The organism is Pseudomonas sp. Pmew2 (assembly GCF_058129885.1).
In genome coordinates, this window is sequence record NZ_CM176702.1 from 2991566 (window position 1) to 3015679 (window position 24114).

At 57.3% G+C, this 24114-nt stretch carries 20 protein-coding genes and 2 tRNA genes; 7 read left to right on the forward strand and 15 right to left on the reverse strand.

Going from position 1 to position 24114, the window contains the following annotated elements:
* Positions 1 to 26 precede the first annotated feature (26 nt).
* Together AC4ANK_RS13675 and AC4ANK_RS13680 are read left to right on the forward strand one after the other, a co-directional pair.
* Positions 27 to 263, forward strand: a complete 237-nt coding sequence (locus tag AC4ANK_RS13675) for a hypothetical protein (RefSeq protein WP_002553622.1) — start codon at positions 27 to 29, stop codon at positions 261 to 263.
* 43 nt (positions 264 to 306) lie between these two features.
* Positions 307 to 1065: a TerC family protein gene (locus tag AC4ANK_RS13680; protein ID WP_002553623.1), complete on the forward strand. Its 759-nt coding sequence runs from the start codon at positions 307 to 309 to the stop codon at positions 1063 to 1065.
* A 97-nt stretch (positions 1066 to 1162) separates the two neighbouring features.
* Here the strand turns inward: AC4ANK_RS13680 and AC4ANK_RS13685 are convergent, their stop codons facing one another.
* Entirely contained in the window at positions 1163 to 1345 is a 183-nt protein-coding gene (locus AC4ANK_RS13685) for a hypothetical protein (RefSeq protein WP_002553624.1), read from the reverse strand.
* Positions 1346 to 1564: 219 nt separating this feature from the next.
* On the opposite strand from AC4ANK_RS13685, the gene AC4ANK_RS13690 reads away from it, so the two are divergent.
* A complete protein-coding gene (locus AC4ANK_RS13690) occupies positions 1565 to 2260 on the forward strand; it encodes a peptidase C39 family protein (RefSeq protein ID WP_031597430.1) in 696 nt (231 codons plus the stop codon).
* Between the two features lie 59 nt (positions 2261 to 2319).
* Here the strand turns inward: AC4ANK_RS13690 and AC4ANK_RS13695 are convergent, their stop codons facing one another.
* Positions 2320 to 3603 (reverse strand): NAD(P)/FAD-dependent oxidoreductase, encoded by a 1284-nt coding sequence (locus AC4ANK_RS13695; RefSeq protein ID WP_002553626.1) that lies wholly within the window; start codon positions 3601 to 3603, stop codon positions 2320 to 2322.
* A 181-nt stretch (positions 3604 to 3784) separates the two neighbouring features.
* Here AC4ANK_RS13695 and AC4ANK_RS13700 point away from each other — a divergent pair.
* A tRNA-Val gene (locus AC4ANK_RS13700) sits at positions 3785 to 3861 on the forward strand.
* Between the two features lie 166 nt (positions 3862 to 4027).
* Positions 4028 to 4104, forward strand: a tRNA-Val gene (locus AC4ANK_RS13705).
* Between the two features lie 735 nt (positions 4105 to 4839).
* Here AC4ANK_RS13705 and istB read toward each other — a convergent pair.
* The 5 genes from istB to AC4ANK_RS13730 form a co-directional block, all read right to left on the reverse strand.
* Positions 4840 to 5643, reverse strand: coding sequence for an IS21-like element ISPsy20 family helper ATPase IstB (istB, locus tag AC4ANK_RS13710; protein ID WP_031598096.1), 804 nt, complete (start codon positions 5641 to 5643; stop codon positions 4840 to 4842).
* The gene (gene istA, locus AC4ANK_RS13715; RefSeq protein WP_122302115.1) at positions 5636 to 7135 is read right to left on the reverse strand and encodes an IS21-like element ISPsy20 family transposase; all 1500 of its coding nucleotides are present in this window, start codon (positions 7133 to 7135) and stop codon (positions 5636 to 5638) included. Before istA ends, istB begins: the two co-directional genes overlap by 8 nt.
* 480 nt (positions 7136 to 7615) lie before the next feature.
* Positions 7616 to 8677, reverse strand: a complete 1062-nt coding sequence (locus AC4ANK_RS13720; RefSeq protein WP_031597429.1) for an SDR family oxidoreductase — start codon at positions 8675 to 8677, stop codon at positions 7616 to 7618.
* 127 nt (positions 8678 to 8804) lie between these two features.
* Positions 8805 to 9167 carry an NUDIX hydrolase gene (locus tag AC4ANK_RS13725; protein WP_005730063.1) on the reverse strand — a complete coding sequence of 121 codons (363 nt, stop codon included), beginning with the start codon at positions 9165 to 9167 and terminating at the stop codon, positions 8805 to 8807.
* 318 nt (positions 9168 to 9485) lie between these two features.
* Positions 9486 to 10562: an NAD(P)-dependent alcohol dehydrogenase gene (locus tag AC4ANK_RS13730; RefSeq protein WP_031597427.1), complete on the reverse strand. Its 1077-nt coding sequence runs from the start codon at positions 10560 to 10562 to the stop codon at positions 9486 to 9488.
* A gap of 267 nt (positions 10563 to 10829) precedes the next feature.
* On the opposite strand from AC4ANK_RS13730, the gene AC4ANK_RS13735 reads away from it, so the two are divergent.
* Together AC4ANK_RS13735 and AC4ANK_RS13740 are read left to right on the forward strand one after the other, a co-directional pair.
* Positions 10830 to 13712, forward strand: coding sequence for a bifunctional diguanylate cyclase/phosphodiesterase (locus AC4ANK_RS13735; protein WP_002553627.1), 2883 nt, complete (start codon positions 10830 to 10832; stop codon positions 13710 to 13712).
* A 178-nt stretch (positions 13713 to 13890) separates the two neighbouring features.
* Positions 13891 to 14445, forward strand: coding sequence for a hypothetical protein (locus AC4ANK_RS13740; RefSeq protein ID WP_002553628.1), 555 nt, complete (start codon positions 13891 to 13893; stop codon positions 14443 to 14445).
* A gap of 221 nt (positions 14446 to 14666) precedes the next feature.
* On the opposite strand, the gene AC4ANK_RS13745 is transcribed toward AC4ANK_RS13740, so the two are convergent.
* From AC4ANK_RS13745 to AC4ANK_RS13780, 8 genes are all read right to left on the reverse strand, one after another.
* On the reverse strand, positions 14667 to 15605 hold the full coding sequence (locus AC4ANK_RS13745) for a carbohydrate kinase family protein (protein WP_002553629.1): 939 nt from the start codon (positions 15603 to 15605) through the stop codon (positions 14667 to 14669).
* 22 nt (positions 15606 to 15627) lie between these two features.
* Positions 15628 to 17109 (reverse strand): xylulokinase, encoded by a 1482-nt coding sequence (gene xylB / locus AC4ANK_RS13750; protein ID WP_002553630.1) that lies wholly within the window; start codon positions 17107 to 17109, stop codon positions 15628 to 15630.
* A 9-nt stretch (positions 17110 to 17118) separates the two neighbouring features.
* On the reverse strand, positions 17119 to 18600 hold the full coding sequence (locus tag AC4ANK_RS13755) for a mannitol dehydrogenase family protein (RefSeq protein ID WP_044320720.1): 1482 nt from the start codon (positions 18598 to 18600) through the stop codon (positions 17119 to 17121).
* A gap of 17 nt (positions 18601 to 18617) precedes the next feature.
* Positions 18618 to 19724 carry an ABC transporter ATP-binding protein gene (locus tag AC4ANK_RS13760; protein WP_002553632.1) on the reverse strand — a complete coding sequence of 369 codons (1107 nt, stop codon included), beginning with the start codon at positions 19722 to 19724 and terminating at the stop codon, positions 18618 to 18620.
* 30 nt (positions 19725 to 19754) lie between these two features.
* Complete coding sequence (locus tag AC4ANK_RS13765) at positions 19755 to 20588, reverse strand: carbohydrate ABC transporter permease (RefSeq protein ID WP_002553633.1); 834 nt, start codon at positions 20586 to 20588, stop codon at positions 19755 to 19757.
* 10 nt (positions 20589 to 20598) lie between these two features.
* Positions 20599 to 21531 carry a carbohydrate ABC transporter permease gene (locus AC4ANK_RS13770; RefSeq protein ID WP_002553634.1) on the reverse strand — a complete coding sequence of 311 codons (933 nt, stop codon included), beginning with the start codon at positions 21529 to 21531 and terminating at the stop codon, positions 20599 to 20601.
* An 87-nt stretch (positions 21532 to 21618) separates the two neighbouring features.
* Positions 21619 to 22941, reverse strand: a complete 1323-nt coding sequence (locus AC4ANK_RS13775) for an ABC transporter substrate-binding protein (RefSeq protein WP_002553635.1) — start codon at positions 22939 to 22941, stop codon at positions 21619 to 21621.
* Between the two features lie 240 nt (positions 22942 to 23181).
* Complete coding sequence (locus AC4ANK_RS13780) at positions 23182 to 24087, reverse strand: AraC family transcriptional regulator (protein ID WP_002553636.1); 906 nt, start codon at positions 24085 to 24087, stop codon at positions 23182 to 23184.
* Between the last annotated feature and the right edge of the window lie 27 nt (positions 24088 to 24114).

Sequence of the window (24114 nt, forward strand, 5' to 3'; positions counted from 1 at the left end):
GCCCAGCCTTGCTTAACGAGGAAGCCATGAATAAAACCCTTTACGCTGCACTGCTGGGCTGCTCGCTGCTGGTAATGGCAGGATGCGATCAGATAGAGTCATCCACCAAGCATGTGGTGAATGCAGCAGCCGACACTGCAAAACAGGCGATTGACGAAACACATCAAGCCGCAACCAAGGCGATTGATGAGGCAAAACAGGAATTTTCAGTGCAGCAGCCACCACAAAGCTCGGCTGAAACCGAAAATACGACCGATAAATAAATCTGACTTACAACTAATATTGGCTCAGGCAGGGCAGTGATCTATGGAATACCTATTGGAACTCGCAACAAGTCCGGCAGCCTGGATCGCGCTGGCAACACTGGTGGTCATGGAAGTCGTATTGGGTATCGATAACCTGATCTTCATCTCGATCATCACCAACAAGCTCCCTGAGCACCAACGAGAAAAGGCCCGCAAACTGGGTATCGGTATGGCGCTGGTGATGCGCCTTGGCTTGCTCAGCACCGTGGCGTACATCGTGCAACTGACAGAGCCGGTATTCGAGGTGTTCGGCCAGGCGTTCTCGTGGAAGGACATGATCCTGATCGCTGGTGGCCTGTTCCTGGTCTGGAAAGCGACGACGGAAATTCACCACAGCATGGACGTCAAGACCGAAGAAGAGAAAGCCCTGGGTTCGGTTGTGGCATTGAGCATGAGCGCGGCCATCGTGCAGATCCTGATGCTGGATCTGGTGTTCTCCATCGACAGTATCATCACTGCCGTGGGCATGACCGAACACTTGCCTATTATGGTCATTGCTGTAATCACTGCCGTCGTCGTGATGCTTGTTGCCGCCAACCCGCTGGCGAAGTTCATCAACGATAACCCGACGGTGGTCATGCTGGCCCTGGGCTTCCTGATCATGATCGGTATGACGCTGATCGCCGAAGGCTTTGGCGCTCATGTGCCCAAGGGCTACATCTACGCTGCCATGACCTTCTCGGCAGCCATTGAAGGCCTGAACATGCTGGTACGCAGAGCAAGACGTAAAAAGGCTGCTGCTCAGGTGTCCGCGCACTGATAGCAGGCCAGGCTGAAAAAAGGTCGACCCGGGTAACCGGGTCGACCTTTTTGCATTTCCACTGCCGACAACTTTATTCGAGCGGCACAACGAACTATCAGCTGGCCACAGCAGCGGCTACTTTGACAGCCTTAACCAGGTTCGGCCGTTTTGCCGCAGGTGGCGATGCACTGCGCGGCTGGTGATGGCGACGGGATATGCGCATTACGCCCCACAGCATGGCACTGGCTACAGCAAGCCACGAAGCGAGCAGCATCACGATTGTCAGTTCCAGGCTCATAAGTGCCTCCACATTCCTGCTTTTGTTGCGGTCTTGATAACTGACAGTCTAGTACGGGGCATGTTTCGGTTAATTGACCAGTGGCGCAGGGCTATGAACTATTTTCTCCATTCGGCCCGATGAGCCGCAGTGCCTGACTATACCCTGAACCCCCAGAGCTCTATGATCGGTGTCCAGGCCGGGTCGTGGGTTGCCCGGCATCAGTTGAAGCGAGTGAACATCTTGTCGGTCTCTTTCTATTCCGGTACTGCCGGTGCATTACGTTCATGGCTGGTTTTAGCCTTTCTCATGGGTCTTGTCGGCTGTTCTTCAATGGTCACGCCCGAGATGAAACGCCTTCCGGACCGGGTCGAACTGACGTCGGTCCCGTTCTTCCGGGGTAACGCCTACCAGAGTGGGCCAATGGTGCTGGCAAGCATGCTGGCCAACCAACAGGTACAGACCACGCCCGGCTTGCTCGACAAGCCGCTGCAACTGCCAGGTGCCGAAGACCGGCTCGAACAGAATATGCAGAAGGTTGCGCGGGAATACGGCTTCATGGTCTATCCGCTTGATGGTCAATTACAGGACCTGCTGACTCAGGTGTCGGCGGGCTATCCGGTCATGCTGCGCTTTGCCCAGGGCTCTGCACTGTGGAAGAGCCCACGTTATGCCGTGTTGATTGGTTACAACCGGGTAAAGGAGACGGTGTTGTTGAATGCAGGCATGGATCGTCGCTATTCAATGAGTTTCAGCCGCTTCACATCGGCGTGGAAAGAGGCCGGCAGTTGGGCGGTGCTGGTTCAGTCGCCCCGGCAGCTGCCCGCCAATGTCGATCAGCAGCGCTGGTTGCAGGCCGCTGAAGCTTTATCGAAGTCCGGACAGGAGCAGGCGGCGGGCGAGGCGAAACGAACATTGGCACGCGGCGTTAAATGAAATAAACGCGGCACAAATAAAAACGGCACCGATAAGGTGCCGTTTTACTGTCAGCGAAGTTAAAAACCCAGCCGGTCACGCAGGCTGTAATACCAGGCGCCCAACGCAGTAAGCGGGGTGCGCAGCATCTGTCCGCCGGGGAAAGGATAGTGGGGCAGGTCGGCGAACGCATCAAAGCGCTCTGCCTGACCGCGCAACGCCTCGGCCAGTACCTTGCCCGCCAGATGCGTGTAAGTCACGCCGTGTCCGCTGCAACCCTGCGAGTAATAGATGTTGTCGCCAAGCCTGCCAACCTGAGGCAGGCGAGACAGGGTCAGCAGAAAGTTGCCGGTCCATGCGTAGTCGACCTTCACATCCTTGAGCTGTGGAAACGCCTTGAGCATCTTCGGCCGGATAATGGCTTCGATGTTGGCGGGATCTCTGGCACCGTAGACCACGCCGCCGCCGAAGATCAGGCGCTTGTCGGCGCTGAGGCGGTAGTAATCCAGCAGGTAATTGCAATCCTCGACGCAGTAATCCTGCGGCAGAAGTGTTTTGGCCAGTTCATCGCTCAGCGGCTCTGTGGTGATCACTTGAGTGCCACAAGGCATCGACTTGGCAGCCAGCTCCGGAACCAGATTGCCCAGATAGGCGTTGCCGGCCACGATGATGAATTTCGCGCGGACCTTGCCTTGCGCCGTATGGACCACAGGGCTGGCACCGCGCTCGATGCGAATGGCCGCCGACTGCTCGTAAATCGTGCCGCCCAGGGTTTCGACTGCGGCCGCTTCACCCAGCGCCAGATTGAGCGGGTGAATATGGCCGCCGGTCATGTCCAGCAGCCCGCCGATATATTGATCACAGGCAACGACTTCGTTGATCCGGCGCTTGTCCATCAGCTCAAGGCCGGTGTGGCCGTAACGCTCCCACAGTCGCTGCTGGGCTTCCAGATGCGCCAGTTGCTTGCCGGTCAGCGCTGCAAATACACCGCCATCCTTCAGGTCGCACTGGATACCGTAGCGGGAAACCCGATCACGAATGATGGATGCGCCCTCAAAGGCCATCTGCCCCAGCAACTGCGCCTGGCGTGGCCCGACGGTTCGCTCGATCACATCAATGTCACGGCTGTAACTGTTGACGATCTGCCCGCCATTACGCCCCGACGCGCCAAAGCCGACTTTTGCCGCTTCCAGCACCGTGACCCGGAATCCATTCTCCAGCAGGAACAGCGCACTCGACAGGCCTGTATAGCCAGCGCCGATGACGCACACGTCGGTTTCGACTTCACCCTGCAACGCTGGACGTTCCGGGGCGGCATTGGCTGAAGCGGCATAGTAGGACTGCGGATAGGGCGTATTTGCCATCCTGAGACTCCGTTTAATATTCTTGACGATGGGGGGATCGTACCCGAGAACCAAAAGCTCTGCCAGCAACAGGCGAAAAGTGTCATTCCCTGCCAACGGGCAAAAAACGCTGTAATTCATAGGCTTAGAGAAAAAACAGATTGACAGGTATCTGAATATCCGTAGAATGCCGATCCACAGTAGGCACGTAGCTCAGTTGGTTAGAGCACCACCTTGACATGGTGGGGGTCGTTGGTTCGAGTCCAATCGCGCCTACCAGATAAAATCCGCTCTGCTGGGCGGTAAGAAAAGGGTCAGCCGAAAGGCTGGCCCTTTTTTGTCTCTGGGTGCTGAACCCCAGGGTAAAAATTTCGCGTATTCAGAGAGTTACTGCAAAAAAGAATTTGACAGGCATTCGAATATCCGTAGAATGCCGACCCACAGTAGGCACGTAGCTCAGTTGGTTAGAGCACCACCTTGACATGGTGGGGGTCGTTGGTTCGAGTCCAATCGCGCCTACCAGATAAAATCCGCTCTGCTGGGCGGTCGAGAGGGGGAATCCGAAAGGGTTCCCCTTTTTTGTTCCTTGAGAAAACGTTCACAATCTATAGGCATCGTTCACACACTGCAATGGGAACGTCCGTTCTCGTTCAAATCGTCGTTCACACGAACGTTCACACCTCATTCACAGTGGCATTCACACGAGTAAATGTGAACGACCATACCTAAGCTACTGATCTGTATGACTTGAACACCTTCTTGTTAAGGTGGTGCTCATTGTTCGTGGCCTCACAATGGCAGGCTCCTAACCAACTGAGCTACGTGCCTGCTGTGGGCTGGACGCTATCCAATCCCTCTGTAGAGTTTTCTTAACGCTCAAGGGGCAGGGCTATTTCTGTGTGCGTGGGGTCATCAAGGCGAGGGGTGGGCAGGGGGGGGTTAGGGGTTGTCCTTTCTTATGCATTGCTGGTCAGGAATTTCTGGTAGAAATGCTGGCAGTCTGATATTTAGGGGCAAAGGTCTCAGCAGGTAGGACGCTATGTACACAGGGTTTTGGATTCGTGATCAGCACATATTTGGCCCGCAAGGCTATACATGTTGGCGCTGATTGAAAACTGACCCACCCTGCCGATTGAAAATTGACCCAGGACGGATTGCTGATTTTTGCCCCAGCAATTGTGGATAAGCTTAGCAGCAGTGTTCCGATTGAAGACGCATCAAGCCCCACCGCATGCAGCAGGGCATTTATGGTGCGGATCAAAATGGCTCATCGTCCTCGATATCATTTCCGTCCTTTCGCTTTCGTTCGCGTGTTTTGATCTTTGTCTGGGCAGCCAATGTGCTGTGTTGTAGGCGGTAGGACTCGTTGCCCGTTTCGACGATGTGGCAGTGGTGTGTCAGCCGATCCAGCAACGCGGTGGTCATCTTGGCGTCGCCAAACACACTCGACCATTCCGAGAAGCTCAGGTTGGTGGTGATGACCACGCTGGTGTGTTCGTACAGTTTGGACAGCAGGTGAAATAACAGGGCGCCACCGCTTTGGCTGAAGGGCAAATATCCGAGTTCATCCAGTATCACCAGGTCTGTGCGCAGCAGTGCCTGGGCGATTCGCCCTGCCTTGCCATCGTACTTCTCACGCTCCAGCAGATTCACCAGATCCACCGTGGAAAAGAAGCGCACGCGTTTGTTGTAGGCCGTGATTCCGGATACAGCCAAGGCACTGGCCAGGTGTGTTTTCCCGGTGCCAGGGCCGCCGATGAACACGACATTCTGCGCGGTTTCAGTGAACGCCAAGCTGGATAGATCGCTGACCAGCCGGGCATCAGCGCTGGAAGCGCTGAAGTCAAAGCCAGCTAAGTCACGGTGCATGGGGAGTTTTGCCATGTTCATCTGATGATTCACCGAGCGCACCGCGCGATCCGCATGTTCCTGCTGAAGCAGATGTTCCAGCAGCCATTTCGATGAAGCCGTCGACGCTGTTCCTTGAGAGACCAGTTCTTCCCAAGCACTGGCCATGCCGTGCAGGCGCAGTTCTTTGAGTTCAGTCATTAGGTCACGCATTGCGATTCTCCTCATCGGTCGTACGGAGCCGGTCGTAGCGTGCTGTATTGGCAACCGGCGCCACTTTGAGTTGCAGGCTGGTTTCTACACAGGGAGGTGGTGCGGTGGAGGTCAGGCGGGCAACGACATTGAGGATGTGATCGGCGCTCAGACTTCCCGATTCAAGTACCAGCTCCACCGCCACCAGCACTGGTTCGAGACCGGCGATGGGCACAGCAGCCAGTACCTGCATCATGATTCGATCACCGTTGGTGTGACGCCTCAGTCCGCGTTTAAGAAGCTGTAACGGTTTTGGCAGATCAGCAAATGGAGCGCCATTGCGCAGTGCACCAGGCTTGCGTTCGATGAGTGGGATGTAGTGCTGCCAGTCAAAACCGATCTGATCTCGATCAAAGAGGCGCTCGTGACTGGCGATCACCGTTTCGTCGGCAATGACCACGATTCGCGAAGGGTACAAACGGCTGCTGACCCATTGACCCACACGCTCGCAAGGCACCGAATAACGATTGCGCGCCACGCTGATCAGGCAGGTGCTAGAGACACGGACGGTGCGTTCCACGTAGCCATCAAAGGCCGTCGGCATTGGCATCATTTCAGCCTGCTCCAGCTCCAGGACTTCTGCCACCGTCAAACCGTTGTACTGCGGATGTACAAGTTCAGCCCAGAGCGTACGACAGCGTTGGCCGAGCCAGACGTTCAGCTCCTCGAAGGTATGGAACATGCAATTTTGAGCATCGAGCCAGATTCGCCTCCGGCTGTCTTGCACGTTCTTTTCGACGATGCCTTTCTCCCAGCCAGAGGCCACGTTGCAGAAGTCCGGATCGAACAGATAGTGCGCGCACATCACGGAAAACCGGGCATTGACCGTGCGGCCTTTGCCTTTGTTAACCTTGTCGACAGCCGTTTTCATGTTGTCGTAGATGCCGCGACGTGGCACGCCACCCAACGCTCCAAACGAACGTGTATGGGCATCAAACAGCATCTCGTGGCCTTGACTGGGGTACGCAACCAACCAGAACGCGCGACTTGCGCACAGCTTCATATGGGAGACCTGGATACGTCGAAACAGGCCACCGATCAGCAGGCCTTCTTCGCTCCAGTCAAACTGAAAGGCCTCACCGAGGGCAAAAGTCAGCGGTACAAAAGCGCGTACAGACTTGCCTTGCTCGCACCGCCAAGAGCGGACAAACGCCGTGAGCTGGCTGTAACCGCCGTCATAACCCTCGGCCTTGATCTGCTCAAAAAGTGCCTTGGCGCTCCTACGGTTGTGTTTTGGCCGGAACGAATCAGCCTTGAGCGCCTGCTCTAAGGTCTCGTGAAAAGGGTTGAGCTTATTGAAGGATGCGCACCGTTGGTACGCTGGTTGATTGGCTTCGGGCGCTCTGACCCATTTTCGGATGGTGTTTCTCGACAGCCCGGTACGCTTGGCTATCTGATGCAGCGAGAGCTTGTCGCGGAAGTACATCCGCCGGATTTTTCCCAACATTTCCATGCTGATCACCCTGTGTTCTCCTGCTCAAAAAGTGAGCAGAAGCAGTTGAGCACCTGGGTCAGTTTTCAGTCGGCAGAACAGCCTCTACTGGGTCAGTTTTCGGTCAGCGGCAACATGCCTGAGCCTCAGCCTGTGTAGAAAATGTCTTCGATTGTGGGGGGTTCCCTTTCAATCTGACCTGAGCGTTCCAGTTGCCTGATGGTAGGGAGCGGATGTTAGCCATGTTGACGCCTCATGATGTGAATGGGCGTTCTCTCAAGGCCATAGCCTGTATGGGCTAGTGGGTATTGCTCCTCTCCTTGACATGGTGGGGGTCGTTGGTTCGAGTCCAATCGCGCCTACCAGATAAAATCCGCTCTGCTGGGCGGTAAAAAAAGGGTCAACCGAGAGGTTGACCCTTTTTTGTTGCGTCTGTTTCACCCGAAGCAAGTGCCCGCTCTTGTGCCAACGCAAAGCGTTGACATAAGAGGACAAGCAGCTTCAGGGAATCAGTCGGTCACGGCGCAGCTTTTCAAATACTTCGAAAAACGCGTCGTGACTCGCCTGAAAAGCCGTGAAGCCCAGTTTGCGACTTTTCGACATATCCGTAACCACTTCGATCGGGCGACCCAGGTCGGCGTCGGTGTGCCATGGCGAAATCAGGCGGCTGATATCACCTTCCTTGAGTTGATGCTCGCGGACAATATCGGTCCAGGCAGCCTGATCATCGGCCATCTGCGTTTCCAGCGGGGCTGGCTCGCTCGGAAAATCGGCTGGCTGCAGGTCGAAGTACTCGGCGATCTGCCCCCACATCCAGCTCCAGCGGAATACGTCGCCATTGGTGATGTTGAACGCCTGATTTGCCGCAGCAGGCGTCGTGGCGGCCCACAGTTGCTGATGGGCGAGCTGACGTGCATCGGTCATGTCGGTCAGACTGTCCCACTGCACGCGTGAGCCCGGAAACACGAAAGGTCGGCCGGTTGCCTTGCAGATCGAGGCATAGACGGCGAGGGTGGTCGCCATGTTCATCGCATTGCCGACCGCGACACCTGTCACGGTGTGCGGGCGATGGACGCTCCAGGTAAAACCGTCTTTCTCGGCGGCAGCGAAGACTTCATCTTCCTGCGCGTAGTAGAAGTTCTCGATATCCAGGCGCGCTTGCGTCTCCCTGAACGGCGTTTGTGGCAGCGTGCCCTTACCGTAGGCTTCGAACGGGCCAAGGTAATGCTTGAGCCCGGTGACCAGCGCAACGTGTTTCACACTGCCAGCGGGCCGTACAGCATCCAGCACATTGCGCACCATCGCAGCATTGACGCGGATGTTCTCTGCTTCAGTGGCCTGACGCGACCATGTGGTGATGAAAACGTGGGTGGGCTTCAAATCAGCCAGGGCCGCACTGACGGACTCCGGGTTCTGCAGGTCTGCAGCCACCGGAATTAAGCCGGGCCGCGCTGACGGACTACGGGAGAGGGCGGCAACCTGCCAATCGTTTTCCAGTAACAACTGTGTGATTGCACTGCCGACAATGCCACTTGCGCCAACAACCAGGGCGGTCTGAGTCATAGGGGATCTCCTGAGACGGGGATGAAGGTAATAAACCGTCTGCTCTCTCAGAACAGCTTCAGGCCTGACCGTTCAACCCGATCTGGCTGATCACCCTTTGGCGTTGCGCCAGATGCTCGAAATGCTCTCAGGCCCGCTGGGCATATGACTTGACGATGGTCTTGGTCGCACTGCTGGCCTTCAAGTCTGCGAGTTTCTTCGGAGCCAGCCATTTGCAAGCGGCAATCTCATTCTGTGGCGAAGGCTCGCTTGAGGTCGGGACCTGCGTAGTGAACACGTAGTGAGTAACCTGATCTTTCTCATAAACCTCGAGATAGAGCAGATCAAGATTTTTCAGGCCTGTTTCCTCGCACAATTCACGCATGGCGGCCTGAGCAGGCGTTTCACCAGCCTCGATCTTGCCACCAGGCAATGCCCAGCGCGATTTTGGTTTGCGCACGTAGAGGACCTGGCCGTCGCGTTTGCAGATGACTGTCGCTCGTTGTTTCATGATTTGTTCACCTGTTAAAACGTCCGTTGACATGAGTATCTGCAAGGACTTCGTGAACTTGAGACCCAAAGGCAGTCAATGATAGTCACTAAAATGTAATAAATAGTTCATTTTTCTGGCCAGGACAAGCTCATGCCAGCATGAAGCAGGGTGGGCCAGGCGCAAGTGCGGGCTTCAAGCCGTTGCCGACACTTACAGTGAGTATGAGTATCAGTGGGTTATTGTCTGTAGTCAGTTCATGCCTTGCGACGTACGGCATGTCTAGTGCGCGCCGCCATCCATGGCAGCGCCAGGCTCTTCAGGTGCATTCAGCCCGCATCATGCGGCGTTTGAGTCAGCAGGAATTTCCTGCTTGAGGCTGGCCATGTCGATGACGAAACGATATTTCACGTCGCCTTTGAGCATCCGCTCATAAGCCTCGTTGATGTCCTGCATGGCGATCATTTCAATGTCTGAAACGATGCCGTGTTCGGCGCAGAAATCCAGCATTTCCTGGGTTTCCTGAATGCCGCCGATCAACGAGCCTGCCAGACTGCGGCGTTTGAAGATCAAATTGAAGACTGCCGGAGACGGGTGCGGCTCTGCCGGTGCGCCGACCAGCGTCATGGTGCCGTCACGCTTGAGAAGGGACAGAAATGCATCCAGATCATGCGGTGCTGCGACTGTATTGAGGATGAAATCCAGGCTATTGGCCTGGGCTGCCATCTGTGCAGCATCTTTGGATACAACAACTTCGTCGGCACCCAGCCGCAAGCCATCTTCACGCTTGTCGGGCGATGTCGTGAACAGCACCACATGAGCGCCCATGGCGTGCGCGATCTTGACGCCCATGTGGCCGAGCCCTCCGAGCCCGACAATGCCCACTTTTTTGCCCGGGCCGACCTTCCAGTGGCGCAATGGCGAGTACGTGGTGATACCTGCGCACAACAGCGGCGCGACGGCGGCCAGATTGGCGTCGTGAGAGATGCGCAGGACGAACTTCTCCTTGACCACGATCTTGTCGGAGTAGCCGCCGAAGGTGTTCTCGCCGCCAAATACCGGGCCGGTGTAGGTTCCTGTGAAGCCGCTCTCGCAATATTGCTCGTCACCCTCTGCGCAGGGTGTACATTGCTGGCAACTGTCTACCATGCAGCCGACACCCGCGAGGTCGCCGACCTTGAAATGTTTGACGTCTGCACCGACTGCCGTTACCCGGCCAACGATTTCGTGGCCCGGAACCGAAGGATAGAGTGTGTTGTGCCACTCATTGCGTGCGGTATGCAGGTCCGAGTGACAAACGCCGCAGTAGAGAATGTCGATCTGAACGTCTTCGGCACCGGGTGAGCGGCGTTCGAACTGATATGGTTTTAGCACTTCCTGAGCAGACTGCGCTGCGTAACTGTAAGTCTTGACCATGACTGTCACCTGTTCAGTGGGGGAAGAATATGTAACGCCGCGAGCAAGCATAGCCGAGCCCTGCTCATTCACCTTGGCGGTCTCGCGACACACCTGAATCTGACCCGTATGGCAGCCGTGTAGTGCCCCACGTCACATGGATGTCATCTGACAGGCAAAGGGTCTGCCAAAAAGGTATGAACTTTGCAACAATGCAGCAGCACACTTGTTACCTTTGGTCATGGTTTTTACGGATGACCGTCGTCGGCTCATGCATCTGGTGTTTCCATGACAGTCTCACATCTGGCCACGGGTATATGCCCAAGCGTAGCGTTCAGTCCAGACACCACGTTGGCTGCCAACCATGACAGATTCGCCAGTCACGCGCCCATCGACGCACTTTTGAGCGCTGCACGGGAACAGATACCGGATATCGCCTGGGCGGCCTACGCTGCAGGCGAGCTGAAATGTCTGCTCGGGCAGGGCGACCCTGCAGTCGTCTGGCCTGCGCACATCGCTGCTGAAGACTTCGACACATACTGTGCTCAATTGCAGCTTCATTGCCGAGTCGCCGGGCAGGGCGAGGGCGTGTTGGGCTGGGTGCTGGCGCCAATGGCTGAAAAAGACCATCCCGCGCTGGTGGATCTCGCTGCCAGACTGGGTTCACTGTTGCAGACCGCTGCGTTGATCCGGGCGCAGAACACCCAGCGGGTTCTCTATGAAATCAGCCTGCTGGCCAGCTCCACGCTGGATCGCGGGGCTTTTCTGCAGGGTATTCATGAGCAGTTGAGTGCGCTGATCGATGCCGAGAACTTCTACGTCGCGCTGTATGACCAGCAAAGCCGCAAGATCACTTATCCGTATTACATCGACCGTTTCGATGACGAAGCGATGGGCCACGAGACGTTCGAATTCATCGACGCCGATCGAATGTCGCTCACCGGGTATGTCTTGAGCACCGGGCAACCCTTGTTTCTGGAAGCAGCCTGTATCGAGCGGGCAAAAGCCGAAGGTCGTTTTTTCTGGGTGGGGCGTCTGCCGGAGTTCTGGATGGGCGCGCCCTTGAAAAACGCCTCGGACGAAGTATTCGGCATGGTCGCGATGCAGGTCTATGACGTGTCCCGCGTCTACAGTGCTCAGGATCGCGCGTTGTTTTCCGTGGTGTCGCGACATGTGGCGATGGCCTTGGACCGGCTGTTGCGGCGTACCGACCTGGAGCAGATTGTGGCACTGCGCACGCAACAGCTTTCGGCAGCCAACGACGCCCTGCGCCAGGAAGTGCGCGACCGTGAACGCGCCGAGCATTTGCAGAGTGCCCTGTTCCAGATTGCCGAGCTGTCCAGCCAGCCCGGCGACATGAATGAGCTGTTTCGCAGCCTGCACATGATTGTCGGCGAGCTGCTGGTAGCGCTCAATTTCTACATCGCCCTTTACGACAGCGCCACAGGCGAAGTGACCTTTCCTTACTACATCGACGAATACCAACACACGCCGCCACGTTCACGGCGTGGGCAGCGTGGCTTTACCGAGTATGTGATAGGTCAGCGGCGACCCTGTCTGATCGATTACGACGATGCCCGCAGGCTGGAAAGCCTCGGCGAAATCGAGGTGCAAAAAAACACTGGTCGTTCTTCTTCCTGGCTGGGCATTCCGTTGTTCGATGGCGAGCAAGTGCGCGGCGTCCTGGTGGTGCAAAGCTATTCGAAGGATGTCAGCTATACCTTGCGTGATCAGGAACTGCTGACCTTTGTCTCTCGCCACATCGACACGGCACTGTCCCGGCGCAGTGCGGCAGAAGCGATCCATACCGCCAATGTGCTCCTGGAAGCCCGGGTTCGCGACCGGACCCGGGAGCTGGACCAGGCCAACGCCAGGTTGCAGCATGAAAACTCCCACGACTCGTTGACCGGGTTGCCCAACCGCAGTCACTTGCAACATCGCCTGAAACAGGCATGGCAAGACTTTTGCCTGAACGGCCAGCAGCTGATTGTCATGTTCATCGATCTGGATCGCTTCAAGATGATCAATGACAGCCTTGGCCACCACTGCGGCGATATCCTTCTGGTGCAGGCCGCCGAGCGGCTGCGCAGTTGCATGCGTGAAGGGGATCTGCTGGCCAGGCTTGGAGGTGACGAATTTGCGGTGCTAAGCATCGATGCACCGTTACAGGCCGGTACGGATATAGCCCAGCGGATCCTGACCGCCTTCGAGCAACCGTTCGTGATTGACGATCACAGTGTCTTTTCTTCTTGCAGCATCGGCGTGGTGGGTGCTGACAGCCGCTTTCATGAGGAGCCGGCAGACCTCTTGCGTGATGCCGACACCGCCATGTACCGGGTCAAGAATGGTGGGCGTGACAGCTTCGCCGTGTTCAATCAGGCTCTGCGTCGGGAGGTGTCGGATCAGGTCGAGCAAGAGGGAGCGTTGCGCACGGCCCTGAAGCGTACTGATCAACTGATCCCCTATTTTCAGCCGGTCATCTGTGTCAGGACCGGAGAGTTACTGGCGTTCGAAGCGTTGATCCGCTGGCGCATGCCGGATGGACGGATCGTCGGGCCGGAAAGCTTTTTGCCCGCGCTGGAGGGTTTGCGCCTGATTGGTCGTCTGGATATCTACATGCTCAAATGCGTGGTGAACATCCTGGCGCAACCCGAGAACGGCCACTGGCCGCCAGTGCATGTGAACTGCTCCAGCTACAGCATCACCCGCCCGGCATTCGCTGCAGAAGTGCTGGCGATGCTTGCTGAACAGAATGTTGCGCCCTGGCGTCTGTGCCTGGAACTTACGGAGGGGGCACTGGTGGCCGACTCCGAGCAGGCACGCCTGTCAATGAAGCAACTGGCCGAGCAGGGCATGTCGGTCATGCTGGACGATTTTGGCGCGGGGTTTTCTTCGCTCAGCTATGTGCATCAGTACCATTTCAGCGGCTTGAAAATCGACAAATCGTTTATCTTCGGACTGGCCTCCAGCATACGCAGCCGGGCCATCGTGCGGGCCATCGTACGCATGGCCGAATCCCTTGATCTGAACGTCGTCGCCGAAGGTGTCGAAGATCTGGAAACACTCGAGTTGCTGCGCGAGATCGGCGCGACCCAGGCGCAGGGTTACTACTTCTCTGAACCTTTGCCGATCGAGCTGTTGAACGTCAATACCGGTCGTGCGGCAGGCTGAAAGCAGCCTGTGTCGGTGAATGTTTGCCGCAAACGGCAGAATGTATGGGTTTTTTTGACAGTGCCGATCATGAGTATCTGAATTTAAATTATAAAAATCAGTAACTTATGGATTTACTGTGCACTTGGCACTGGACTTGCTGTTGAACCTGCGCAACAGGTTCATCAGGAGGTGAAAGATGATTATTGGCACGAGTGCGCTTGAGCAGCTTGTTTCCCGGGCTGTGGTTGGGCGCAAAACCGTAGATGAGGTGTCTCAGGACGCATTCAGCTCGGTTGCCGCCGCTGGCCTGACATCAGGTTCGGCACCGGTTACCACGCCGGTCAGCAATTCAACATCGCAAGACAGCAAGCAGGACAACAGCGGTTACAACGAATCCTTCGCGCGGATGATGATCAATCTCAAGTCTGCCGGTGATTCGTCACTGTCGGAAAAGACGGCTGATCGCGACAACGGTGTCATCGGTTCAGTGGCCAGCGCCACCAGCACCACTGACACTGCATCGACGGGTTCGGTAGAACAGAAGTTCATGGACTCTCTGAAGCAGACGGCCGAAGAGAAAGTGCGCGAGAAGCTGACGGGCATCACCCAGAAAGACTACGACGCCATGGCACCTCAGGACCAACTGGCCATTGACCAGAAAGTCCAGGACGCGCTCAAGGACAAGCAGAACAACGTTGCGGATGACATCAACACCCGCATCAGAGGTATCAAGGCCGGGATGGTGGCTTGACCAGGCAGTGGGTTCGGTTGCTTGTTCGGCGACTGTAATGGCTCTTTCGTGAGCAAGCTCACTCCCACAGATGGAATGCTTTCCAAATGGGAGTGAATCCTGAAACTTCTCCCGCTTGGAACAGGTTCGGAATGTGGGAGTGAGCTTGCTCACGAAGACTTTATTTCATGCGTTACATGTTGCGGATGTACCGCTGTTTTTGTTTCTCGTCGAAAACTGAATCACCCCAACTGATGCCGATACGGCAGATCCGGCCCGACCTTTGTGCAGGTCAGCGCGGCTGCGCCGACGGCAAAATTCAGCATCTCGTCCAGGGTTTCCCGTGACAGCGTCGACAAGCCTTCTGGCGTATCGAGCTGACGCTCGCTGAGGAAGGTCAGCAGCGCCGCCTGAAAAGTATCCCCGGCCCCGACGGTATCGGCGGTGACCACCGTTTTTGCCGGCACTGACCAAGTACCATGCTGCCGGGTAAAGACGCTGGCACCTTGCGTGCCGCGGGTGACGATGACCAGTTGCGTACGCTTGCCGAGCCAGCCTTCGGCGATTTTTTGTGGATCGCTGTCCGGGTACAACAGGTGCAAATCTTCGTCACTGACCTTGATCAGGTGCGCATGTTCGGCGAACGCTGCGATCTGGCTGCGCCAGCGCTGAATGTCCGGTGCCGGGTTGAGGCGCACGTTGGGGTCCAGTGAAATCAGGCGCGTCGCACTTTCGCGGGCGACCAGCGCCAGCAGTGTGTCGGCAATCGGCTGCACCACCAGCGAAAACGAGCCGACGTGAATGCCGCGTACCTGCGCATCGAGTTCCGACAGATGTTCAAGGCGCAACTGCCGGTCCGCGCAGCCGTCGCCGCGAAAGCTGTAAGTCGGCGAGCCGTCGCTGCCCACGGCGACCATGGCCAGTGTCGTGGGCGCGTCGAACTCAACCAGGTGATCGGTATTGACCGTTTCCTTTTCCAGCACGGCACGCAGACGGCGGCCCAGGTAATCGGTGGACAGCCCGGCAAAGAAGCCTGCCTCCACACCCAGGCGGCGCAGTCCGATCGCAACGTTGAATGGAGAGCCGCCGGCAATCGCATCAAACCCCAATCTGTTCAGGGAACCGCTGTCATCAGCGCGGGTAAAAATATCGAACAGTGCTTCGCCACAAACCAGAAACATAAGTGCTCCATGAAAAAACGGTTCAAACCTTGCGCAGTTGCGCCTGATAACGCTGATAGACCTGCTGATAGGCGGCCACATTATGCACCACGGGGTGCGTCTCACTGCTTTGATCGAGACTTACACAGCGTTCGCACAGTTGCTGCAGGCCCTCAGCCTTGCCGTCGGCATGCGACCAGCACCATGCGGCCTGAATGGCCGCGCCCAGCGCGGCGGCTTCTGCGTGGTCGGTGCAGATCACCGGAGTATTCATGATGTCAGCTACGATCTGCCGCCATACCGCACTTTTGGAACCGCCGCCAATCAGGCGGATTTTCTCGCTTTTGATACCACTGTCGCGCAGCAGATCCAATCCGTAGCGAAGGCCGAAGGTGGTGCCTTCGACCACGGCGCGGGACAGGTTGGCCTGGGTCAGATTGGTACTGTCCAGCCCGACGATGCTGCCAGTGGCATCAGGAAGCGCGGGCACGCGTTCACCGTTCAGAAAAGGCAATATCAGCACGCCTTCGGCCCCTATCGGAGCCTCGGCGACGGTCTGGTTGAAACCAGCGATATCCAGAGCGAATAGCTCACGAATTGCCGTAGTCGCATTGGTCAGGTTCATGGTGCAGATCAATGGCAGCCAGCCACCAGAGGATGAGCAGAAGGTAGCGACCGACTCATGCTCGCTGACCCGCGCCTCATCGGCGTAGGCATAGACAGTGCCTGACGAGCCCAGGCTCATGGTGATCAGACCGGGCTGGATATTGCCCGTGCCAATGGCGCCCATCATGTTGTCGCCGCCACCACTGGACACCAGTGCTGCGGGGTTCAGGTCCAGCAGTCGGGCGATTTCAGGACGCAGCACGCCAACCGCTTCGTGTGCTTGCACCAATTGCGGCAGCGCCTTGCCCAGACGGCCGCTCGGGTCGATGTGCGCGAGCAGCGGCAGGTCCCACTCACGGGTGCGCACATTGAAATAACCGGTGCCCGATGCGTCTCCGAATTCAGTGCAGCAGCGGCCGGTCAGCCAATAGTTGAGGTAGTCGTGGGGCAGCAGCACCTTGTCTATACGCTCAAACAGCTGCGGGTACTGTTCCTTGGTCCACAGCAGTTTGGACACGGTATAGCCCGGCGCAATGACCAGGCCAAGGCGTTGCAGGGAACCCTGCGCGCCGCCCAGGTAATCCAGCAAGCGCTGGTTTTCAGGAGCCGATTCGGTGTCGCACCACAGTTTGGCCGGGCGCAGCACCTCACCTTGAGCATCGAGTAGCACCAGACCATGTTGCTGGCCCGATACGCCGATGCCGAGAATCTGCTGCCCCGACACGCCAGATTGTGCCAAGGCATCGCGGGTGGCCTGTTGCAGCGCATTCAGCCATTGCCCTACGTCCTGCTCGCGGCGGCCGTTATGGTCGCTGATCAGGCTATGCGAGGCCGAACCCTCGCCCAGCACAGTACCGCTTTCGGTATCGAGCACCAGTACCTTGGTGCCCTGGGTGCCGCAGTCAATTCCAAGAAACATGGGCGCACCTCAAAGGCGGTTGGCCAGAAGTTTTTCCAGCGTGCCACTGACGCCCAGTGTGCGCAGGTCATTGAGGTTCTGCTCGAACGCTGCGACAAACTCGGCTGATTTCGGAATGGCAACGCCAAATATTTCCTCAACCTGCAACAGCCGCTGGGTAATCAGCGCGTCGTCGGCCACCAGTGCCTGACAGAACTCGGCGCGCGGGTCGGGAATTTTGTAGGTCGTGCCGTTCTCGTCGACACCCTTCAGATACAGCGCCCACGCGGCAACGACCAGCGAGGCGCGCTCGAAATTGCCCTGATCGACGATCAGACGATTGATCGTCGGAATGGTGAATTTGGGGAATTTGGACGAACCGTCCGAACAAACCCGCTCCAGCTGATCGGCGATCGCCTGGTTGGAAAAGCGCTCGATCAGCGTGTCTTTATAGCCTTCCAGGTCGATGCCCGGCACCGACGCCAGCTGCGGCGTGACGTCCAGGTCCATGTAAGCGCGGATGTAGCGCACGAACAACGGGTCATTCATGGTTTCGTGGACAAAACGATAACCCTTGAGGAAGCCCAGATAGGTCAGGGCAAGATGGCTGCCGTTGAGCAGCTTGATCTTCATTTCCTCATAGGGCGTTACATCATCGGTGAACTGCACGCCGACCTTTTCCCAGGCCGGGCGACCGTTGACGAACTTGTCTTCCAGCACCCATTGCACGAACGGTTCGCAGACCACCGGCCAGGCGTCGTCGATGTGCTTCTCGTCCGCCAGCTTCAGCCGGTGAGCAGCGCTGGTCATGGGGGTGATGCGGTCGACCATCGCGTTGGGGAAGCTGACGTTGTCTTTGATCCAGTCATGCAGGTCGGCATCGCGCAAGGTGGCAAATGCCAGCAGCGCCTTGCGAGTGACTGCGCCATTGTGCGGCAGGTTATCGCAGGACATCAGGGTAAAGGCTGGCGTACCTTCGGCACGGCGGCGCGCCAGTGCAGCGCAGAGGAAGCCGAATACCGTCTTTGGCTGGTCCGGGTTTGCCAGGTCATGCTGGATCTGTGGCAGATGCGCCATGAACTGGCCATTGCTGTCGTCGATGCAATAGCCGCCTTCGGTGATGGTCAGCGAGACGATGCGAATGTCCGGGCTGGCTAGCTTGTCGATCAACGCCTGAGTGCTGTCTTCGGCCAGCAGCATGCCGCTGATCGAGGCAATGACGCGGGTTTCGGTATCTGGCGTGTCGCCCAGTTCGTAGAGCGTGTACAGATAGTCCTGCTGCGCCAGTGCGTCACGTACGGCTTTGTCTTCAGGGCGCAGACCGACGCCGCATATACTCCATTCAAAGCCTTCGCCGCTGTTCATCAGTGCATCGGTGTAAAACGCCTGATGCGCCCGATGGAAGCCGCCAACGCCGATATGGGCAATGCCCTGGCGAGTGCTGTCGACGGTGTAGGCGGGCAGGGCAATGTCGGTGTCCAGTCGGGACAGATTGTTTTTGGTCAGTTTCATGAAGGGCTCTCCGGAACTCAGGCGGCGACAGTCTGCAAGGCTTTGGCAATCACCAGACCTTGATCGTCGAACAGGTGGCATTGGGCACTGTCCAGGTGCAGGTTCAGCGTCTCGCCGTACTGGCTGGCCAGGTCGCCACGAATACGCATGGTCAGCGCCTCGCCCGAACGGGTGCGCACGTGACAGTACGTGTCGCTGCCAAGACGTTCGCTGACATCGGCAATCACCTGCAACTGGCAATCTTCGCTCTGGGCAAGGTTCAGGTGTTCCGGGCGGATGCCCAGCGTTACAGCCGCGCCAACGCTCTGTCCTGCGACATTGACCGGCAGACTGATGCGCGTTCCTGCATCCAGCTCGACCTCACAGCCGGCGTTGTCCACTCGACTGATCTTGCCCTTGAGGAAGCCCATTTTCGGCGTGCCGAGAAAGCCTGCGACAAACAGATTGGCCGGGTGGTGATAAAGCTCCAGCGGCGAGCCGACCTGCTCGACCTTGCCGCCGTTGAGCACCACCACCTTGTCGGCCAGGGTCATTGCCTCAACCTGGTCGTGGGTCACATAGATCATCGTGGCCTGCAGCTCTTTGTGCAGGCGCGACAGCTCCAGGCGGGTTTGCACGCGCAACGCGGCGTCGAGGTTGGACAATGGTTCATCGAAGAGAAAAATCTTCGGATTGCGCACGATGGCCCGGCCAATCGCAACACGCTGTCGTTGTCCACCGGACAACTGCTTGGGTTTGCGTTCCAGCAACGGGCCGAGCTCCAGAATACGCGCGGCTTCATCGACCTTCTTCTTGATCTCGGCCTTGTCGCCACCCGCCAGGTCCAGTGCGAATGACAGGTTCTTGCCTACCGTCATGTGCGGGTAAAGCGCGTAGGTCTGGAACACCATCGCCAGATCGCGTTTGGCCGGCGTGACCTGGGTAATGTCGCGGCCATCGAGTTCGATGGTCCCCGAGGTGACCTCCTCAAGCCCGGCGATGAGCCGCAGCAGGGTGGATTTGCCACAGCCCGAAGGCCCGACAAAGACCACGAACTCGCGGTCATTCACGTCCAGATCGATACCCTTGATGATTTGATGACCATCAAAGCCTTTTTGCAGGTTGCGGATGCTCAGGTTAGCCATGTTGGATTCCTTCTTGTTCTTTGAGGCGGGCTATTTGACAGCGCCGAACGACAGGCCGCGAACCAGCTGCTTCTGACTGATCCAGCCGAAAATCAGGATGGGCGCACACGCCAGGGTCGAGACCGCCGACAGCTTGGCCCAGAACAGCCCTTCGGGGCTGGAGTAGGAGGCGATCAGTGCCGTCAACGGTGCCGCTGCGGACGAGGTCAGGTTCAGTGACCAGAACGCTTCGTTCCAGCACAGGATCAGCGATAGCAGTGCTGTAGAGGCCAGCCCGCCCTTGCAGATCGGCATCAGCACGCGAAAGATCTCCTGGCGGGTGCTGGCTCCGTCCAGCCGTGAGGCCTCGAGGATCTCACCGGGAATATCCTTGAAATAGGTGTAGATCATCCAGACCACGATCGGCAGGTTGATCAGCGTATAGATGATGATCAGCGCCAGCCGCGAATCCAGCAGGCCAAAGGTCTTGGCCAGCAGGTAGATCGGCATCAGCACGCCCACTGGCGGCAGCATCTTGGTCGAGAGCATCCACAGCAGGGTGCTTTTGGTGCGTTTGGTTTCGAAGAACGCCATGGAATACGCCGCAGGAATGGCGATCAGCATGGCCAGGGCGGTGGCGCTGAAGGAAATCAGCACCGAGTTCCAGGCAAAGTGGAAGTAATCGCTGCGCTCCTGAATGTGCAGGTAGTTTTCCAGCGTTGGGGTAAAGAACAATTGCGGCGGCGTCGCAAATGCGTCGATCTCGGTCTTGAAGCTGGTCAGCACCATCCAGAAGATCGGGAAGAACACCAGCGCAGCGATCAGCCAGGACAGGCTCCCGAGTAGCAGGCTTTGCAGGCGGCGTGATTGTTTGAGGGTCATCATGGCAAGGTCCTCATGACTTGTCGGTGAGGTTTTTGCCGATCATCCGGATCAGGATGATCGCCGCGATGTTGGCGATTACTACGGCGATCAGTCCGCCCGCCGAGGCCATACCCACGTCGAACTGCAGCAGCGCCTGGATGTAGATCAGGTATGCCAGGTTGGTCGAGGCAAAACCGGGGCCGCCATTGGTGGTGGTGAATATTTCAGCGAACACCGAGAGCAGGAAGATCGTCTCGATCATGACCACCACGGCAATCGGCCGTGCCAGGTGCGGCAGGGTCAGGTGCCAGAAGATCGCGATGGGGCCGGCTCCATCCAGACGCGCCGCCTCTTTCTGTTCCTGATCCAGCGACTGCATGGCGGTCATCAGGATCAGAATCGCGAACGGCAGCCATTGCCAGGACACGATGATGATGATCGACAGCATCGGGTAATGGGCAAACCAGTCGATGGGCTGCGCACCGAAGAACTTCCACACCGCCGCGAGTACGCCGGACACCGGATGGAAAATCAGGTTTTTCCAGATCAGCGCGCTGACCGTGGGCATGATGAAGAAGGGCGAGATCAGCAGAACGCGGACGATGCCGCGGCCGAAAAACTCACTGGCTTCGAGCAGCGCCGAGATCAGCACGCCGAGGATTACACTGATCGCCAGCACGCTGCCGACCAGCAGCAAGGTGTTACCGGCACCGGGCAGAAAGCCGCTGTCGGTGACGAAATACTGGAAGTTCTCCAGCCCGACGAACTCGTTTTCGCCGGGGGAGAGCAGGTTGTAGCGGATCAGCGAGAAATAAATGGTCATGCCCAGCGGCACGATCATCCACACCAGCAGAAGCGCCACTGAAGGACTGACCAGAAACCAGCCCGGCTTGAATCGACGGCTTTTGAGCGGTTGCTGTTCGCCGGACAGGTCCGTGCGTTCAGGGGAGGCTGAGGTATTCATGGAGAGCTCCGAACCGGATTGCACCAGAGTTGTTGCGCAGTTGAGCGGCAGGGCGAAAGCATCGGCTTTCGCCCTGGTGCGTGACGGTTACTTTTTCGGGTAACCCGCTCGTTTCATGTCACGTGCAGTCGCTGTTTGCGCATTCTGCAAGGCTTGATCCACAGTGGACTGGCCTATAAGTGCTGCGGAGAACTGCTGGCCGACGCTGGTACCGATGGCCTGAAACTCAGGAATGGTGACCAATTGAATACCTACGTAAGGCACTGTTTTGAGCGATGGCGATTTGGGATCGGCCTTCTTCAGCGACTCAAGCGTGATATTGGCGAATGGTGCGGCTTTCTTGTACTCATCGGTGTAGGTCGAGGCACGGGTGCCTGGCGGCACGTTGGACACACCGTCGGTATCGGCAACCAGTTTGGCGTACTCTTTCGAGGTGGCCCACTGGGTGAACTCGGCAGCATCCTTGGTGTTCTTGGCGCTGGTCGGGATCGCCAGCGACCACGAATACAGCCACGACGAGCCCTTGTCGGTTACTTCATGCGGGGCGTAGGTGAAGCCGACGCTGTCGGCCACTTTGCTCTGCTTCTTGTCGGTCACGAACGAACCGGCAACGCTGGCGTCGACCCAGATGGCGCACTTGCCGCTATTGAACAGCGCAAGGTTTTCGTTGAAGCCATTGCTGGAGGCACCCGGAGGGCCGGACTGCTTCATGGTGTTGACGTAGAAATTCAGCGCATTCTTCCACTCTGGCTGATCGAACTGTGGCGTCCACTGCTCATCGAACCAGCTTGCACCATAAGCGTTGGCCAGCGTGGTGATCAGCGCCATGTTTTCGCCCCAGCCAGCCTTGCCACGCAAGCAGATGCCGTACTGTTCCTTGGACTTGTCGGTCAGTTTGCCAGCGAATTCGGCAATCTGTGTCCAGGTAGGACGCTCGGGCATGGTCAGGCCGGCGGCATTGAACAGGTCGGTGCGGTAGTAAGTGATCGAAGCTTCAGCATAGAACGGCAGGGCGAACAGTTTGCCATCCGCCGACAGGCCTTCACGCACCGAGGGGAAGACATCGTCCAGTTCATAACTGGCAGGCAGGTCTTTCATTTCCTGCAGCCAGCCTTTCTTGCCCCAGAGTGAGGCTTCGTACATGCCGATGGTCAGCACATCGAACTGGCCGCCCTTGGTGGCGATGTCGGTGGTCAGTCGTTGGCGCAGGACGTTCTCTTCCAGCACGACCCAGTTGAGCTTGATGTCGGGGTGCTTTTCTTCGAAGGTCTTGGAGAGGCGCTGCATGCGAATCATGTCGCTGTTGTTGACCGTGGCAATGGTCACGGTGCCTGCCGTGGCGCTGCCACTGAAGACGAAACAGGTGCTGAGCACGGAACTGGCGAGCAGAAGTTTTGCTGAGTTCTTCATTGATCACTCCTCTTCCACGCCCAGTGAGCAGTAGAAGGATGGTTATTGTTTTTTTCTCTTCCGGAGGTGAGGAAGATGTGGATTGATTACACCGGCGTTCGGTCGGAAAGACAAATCCTGCGCCGCACTCTGACTGATACTTTTTTGCACTGATGCACGAAAGGCCGATAGAGCCGAATCGCCCATAGGCTGGCTTCGCCGCATCTGCAGCGTAGACGATAGGCGCAAGGGCAGGGTGAATCAGTACAGGTTTTGTTCGGTCAGGCGCTGCACGGCCAGGCGGCGATAATGCGAGGGCGTCATGCCCTTGAGTTGCTGGAAGCGCCGATTGAAGTTGGAGATATTGTTGAACCCGGATTCAAAGCACACATCAGTGACCGGTTTGTCGCCATCAGCCAGCAATTCGCACGACTTGCTGATGCGCAGTCGATTGACGAACTCTACAAAGCATCGCCCCGTGGCCTGCTTGAACACTCTGGAAAAATAGGTTGGCTTCATGCCCAGATACTCGGCCACTTCCTCCAGCGGCAGCTCACGGCCATAGTGGGCAAAGATGTAATCCACCGCCCGGTTGGTGCGATCGACGCTGTGCTCGTCAGCCGTATGGGCGACCGCAGTGCCAGAGAGCAACTGATAGTCGTCGCTGGCCGCCAGCAACTCGAGAAGAATGAAGAAATGACCCAGGCGGGTGATGCCCCGTGAGTCGGCAATCTTCTGCATCAGCTTCATGGCCTGACGAATCGTACGTTTGCAGCGAAATTCGATGCCGTAGCGGGCGCGTTCCAGTAATGGCGTCAGGGTTTTTAGTTCGGCAAACACCTGATTGCCACTTTCCAGCAGTTCATCGGTGAAGTTGACCAGCATGTCGCGTTTGGCCACAACTTCACCCTCATCGATCTGGCTGATCCAGTTATGCGGCAGGTTGGGGCCGGTCAGAAACAGGCTGGCAGGGTTGAAATTGCCGATGTAATCGCCGACAAATACCTTGCCTGAGCTGGCCACAATCAAATGCAGCTCGTATTCCTTGTGAAAGTGCCAGCGCACCAGCGGACAGGGGAATCCGTGCTCGCGATAAATGATCGACAGCCCGTTGTGGTCGTCCATCAATTCGTAGGAAGGGTCGGCGATTCTTGTTGTTTTACTCATGGCTATGTCGTGTTCAGCAGTTGCCAG

Coding starts and splice junctions, on each gene's coding strand:
- AC4ANK_RS13745 (WP_002553629.1), bottom strand. CDS start 15,605: ATGTTTCTGGTTTGTGGCGAAGCACTGTTCGATATTTTTACCCGCGCT.
- AC4ANK_RS13770 (WP_002553634.1), bottom strand. CDS start 21,531: ATGAATACCTCAGCCTCCCCTGAACGCACGGACCTGTCCGGCGAACAG.
- AC4ANK_RS13735 (WP_002553627.1), top strand. CDS start 10,830: ATGACAGTCTCACATCTGGCCACGGGTATATGCCCAAGCGTAGCGTTC.
- AC4ANK_RS13730 (WP_031597427.1), bottom strand. CDS start 10,562: ATGGTCAAGACTTACAGTTACGCAGCGCAGTCTGCTCAGGAAGTGCTA.
- AC4ANK_RS13675 (WP_002553622.1), top strand. CDS start 27: ATGAATAAAACCCTTTACGCTGCACTGCTGGGCTGCTCGCTGCTGGTA.
- AC4ANK_RS13720 (WP_031597429.1), bottom strand. CDS start 8,677: ATGACTCAGACCGCCCTGGTTGTTGGCGCAAGTGGCATTGTCGGCAGT.
- AC4ANK_RS13695 (WP_002553626.1), bottom strand. CDS start 3,603: ATGGCAAATACGCCCTATCCGCAGTCCTACTATGCCGCTTCAGCCAAT.
- AC4ANK_RS13760 (WP_002553632.1), bottom strand. CDS start 19,724: ATGGCTAACCTGAGCATCCGCAACCTGCAAAAAGGCTTTGATGGTCAT.
- AC4ANK_RS13725 (WP_005730063.1), bottom strand. CDS start 9,167: ATGAAACAACGAGCGACAGTCATCTGCAAACGCGACGGCCAGGTCCTC.
- AC4ANK_RS13765 (WP_002553633.1), bottom strand. CDS start 20,588: ATGATGACCCTCAAACAATCACGCCGCCTGCAAAGCCTGCTACTCGGG.
- AC4ANK_RS13755 (WP_044320720.1), bottom strand. CDS start 18,600: ATGAAACTGACCAAAAACAATCTGTCCCGACTGGACACCGACATTGCC.
- istA (WP_122302115.1), bottom strand. CDS start 7,135: ATGGAAATGTTGGGAAAAATCCGGCGGATGTACTTCCGCGACAAGCTC.
- AC4ANK_RS13685 (WP_002553624.1), bottom strand. CDS start 1,345: ATGAGCCTGGAACTGACAATCGTGATGCTGCTCGCTTCGTGGCTTGCT.
- AC4ANK_RS13775 (WP_002553635.1), bottom strand. CDS start 22,941: ATGAAGAACTCAGCAAAACTTCTGCTCGCCAGTTCCGTGCTCAGCACC.
- AC4ANK_RS13680 (WP_002553623.1), top strand. CDS start 307: ATGGAATACCTATTGGAACTCGCAACAAGTCCGGCAGCCTGGATCGCG.
- istB (WP_031598096.1), bottom strand. CDS start 5,643: ATGCGTGACCTAATGACTGAACTCAAAGAACTGCGCCTGCACGGCATG.
- xylB (WP_002553630.1), bottom strand. CDS start 17,109: ATGTTTCTTGGAATTGACTGCGGCACCCAGGGCACCAAGGTACTGGTG.
- AC4ANK_RS13740 (WP_002553628.1), top strand. CDS start 13,891: ATGATTATTGGCACGAGTGCGCTTGAGCAGCTTGTTTCCCGGGCTGTG.
- AC4ANK_RS13780 (WP_002553636.1), bottom strand. CDS start 24,087: ATGAGTAAAACAACAAGAATCGCCGACCCTTCCTACGAATTGATGGAC.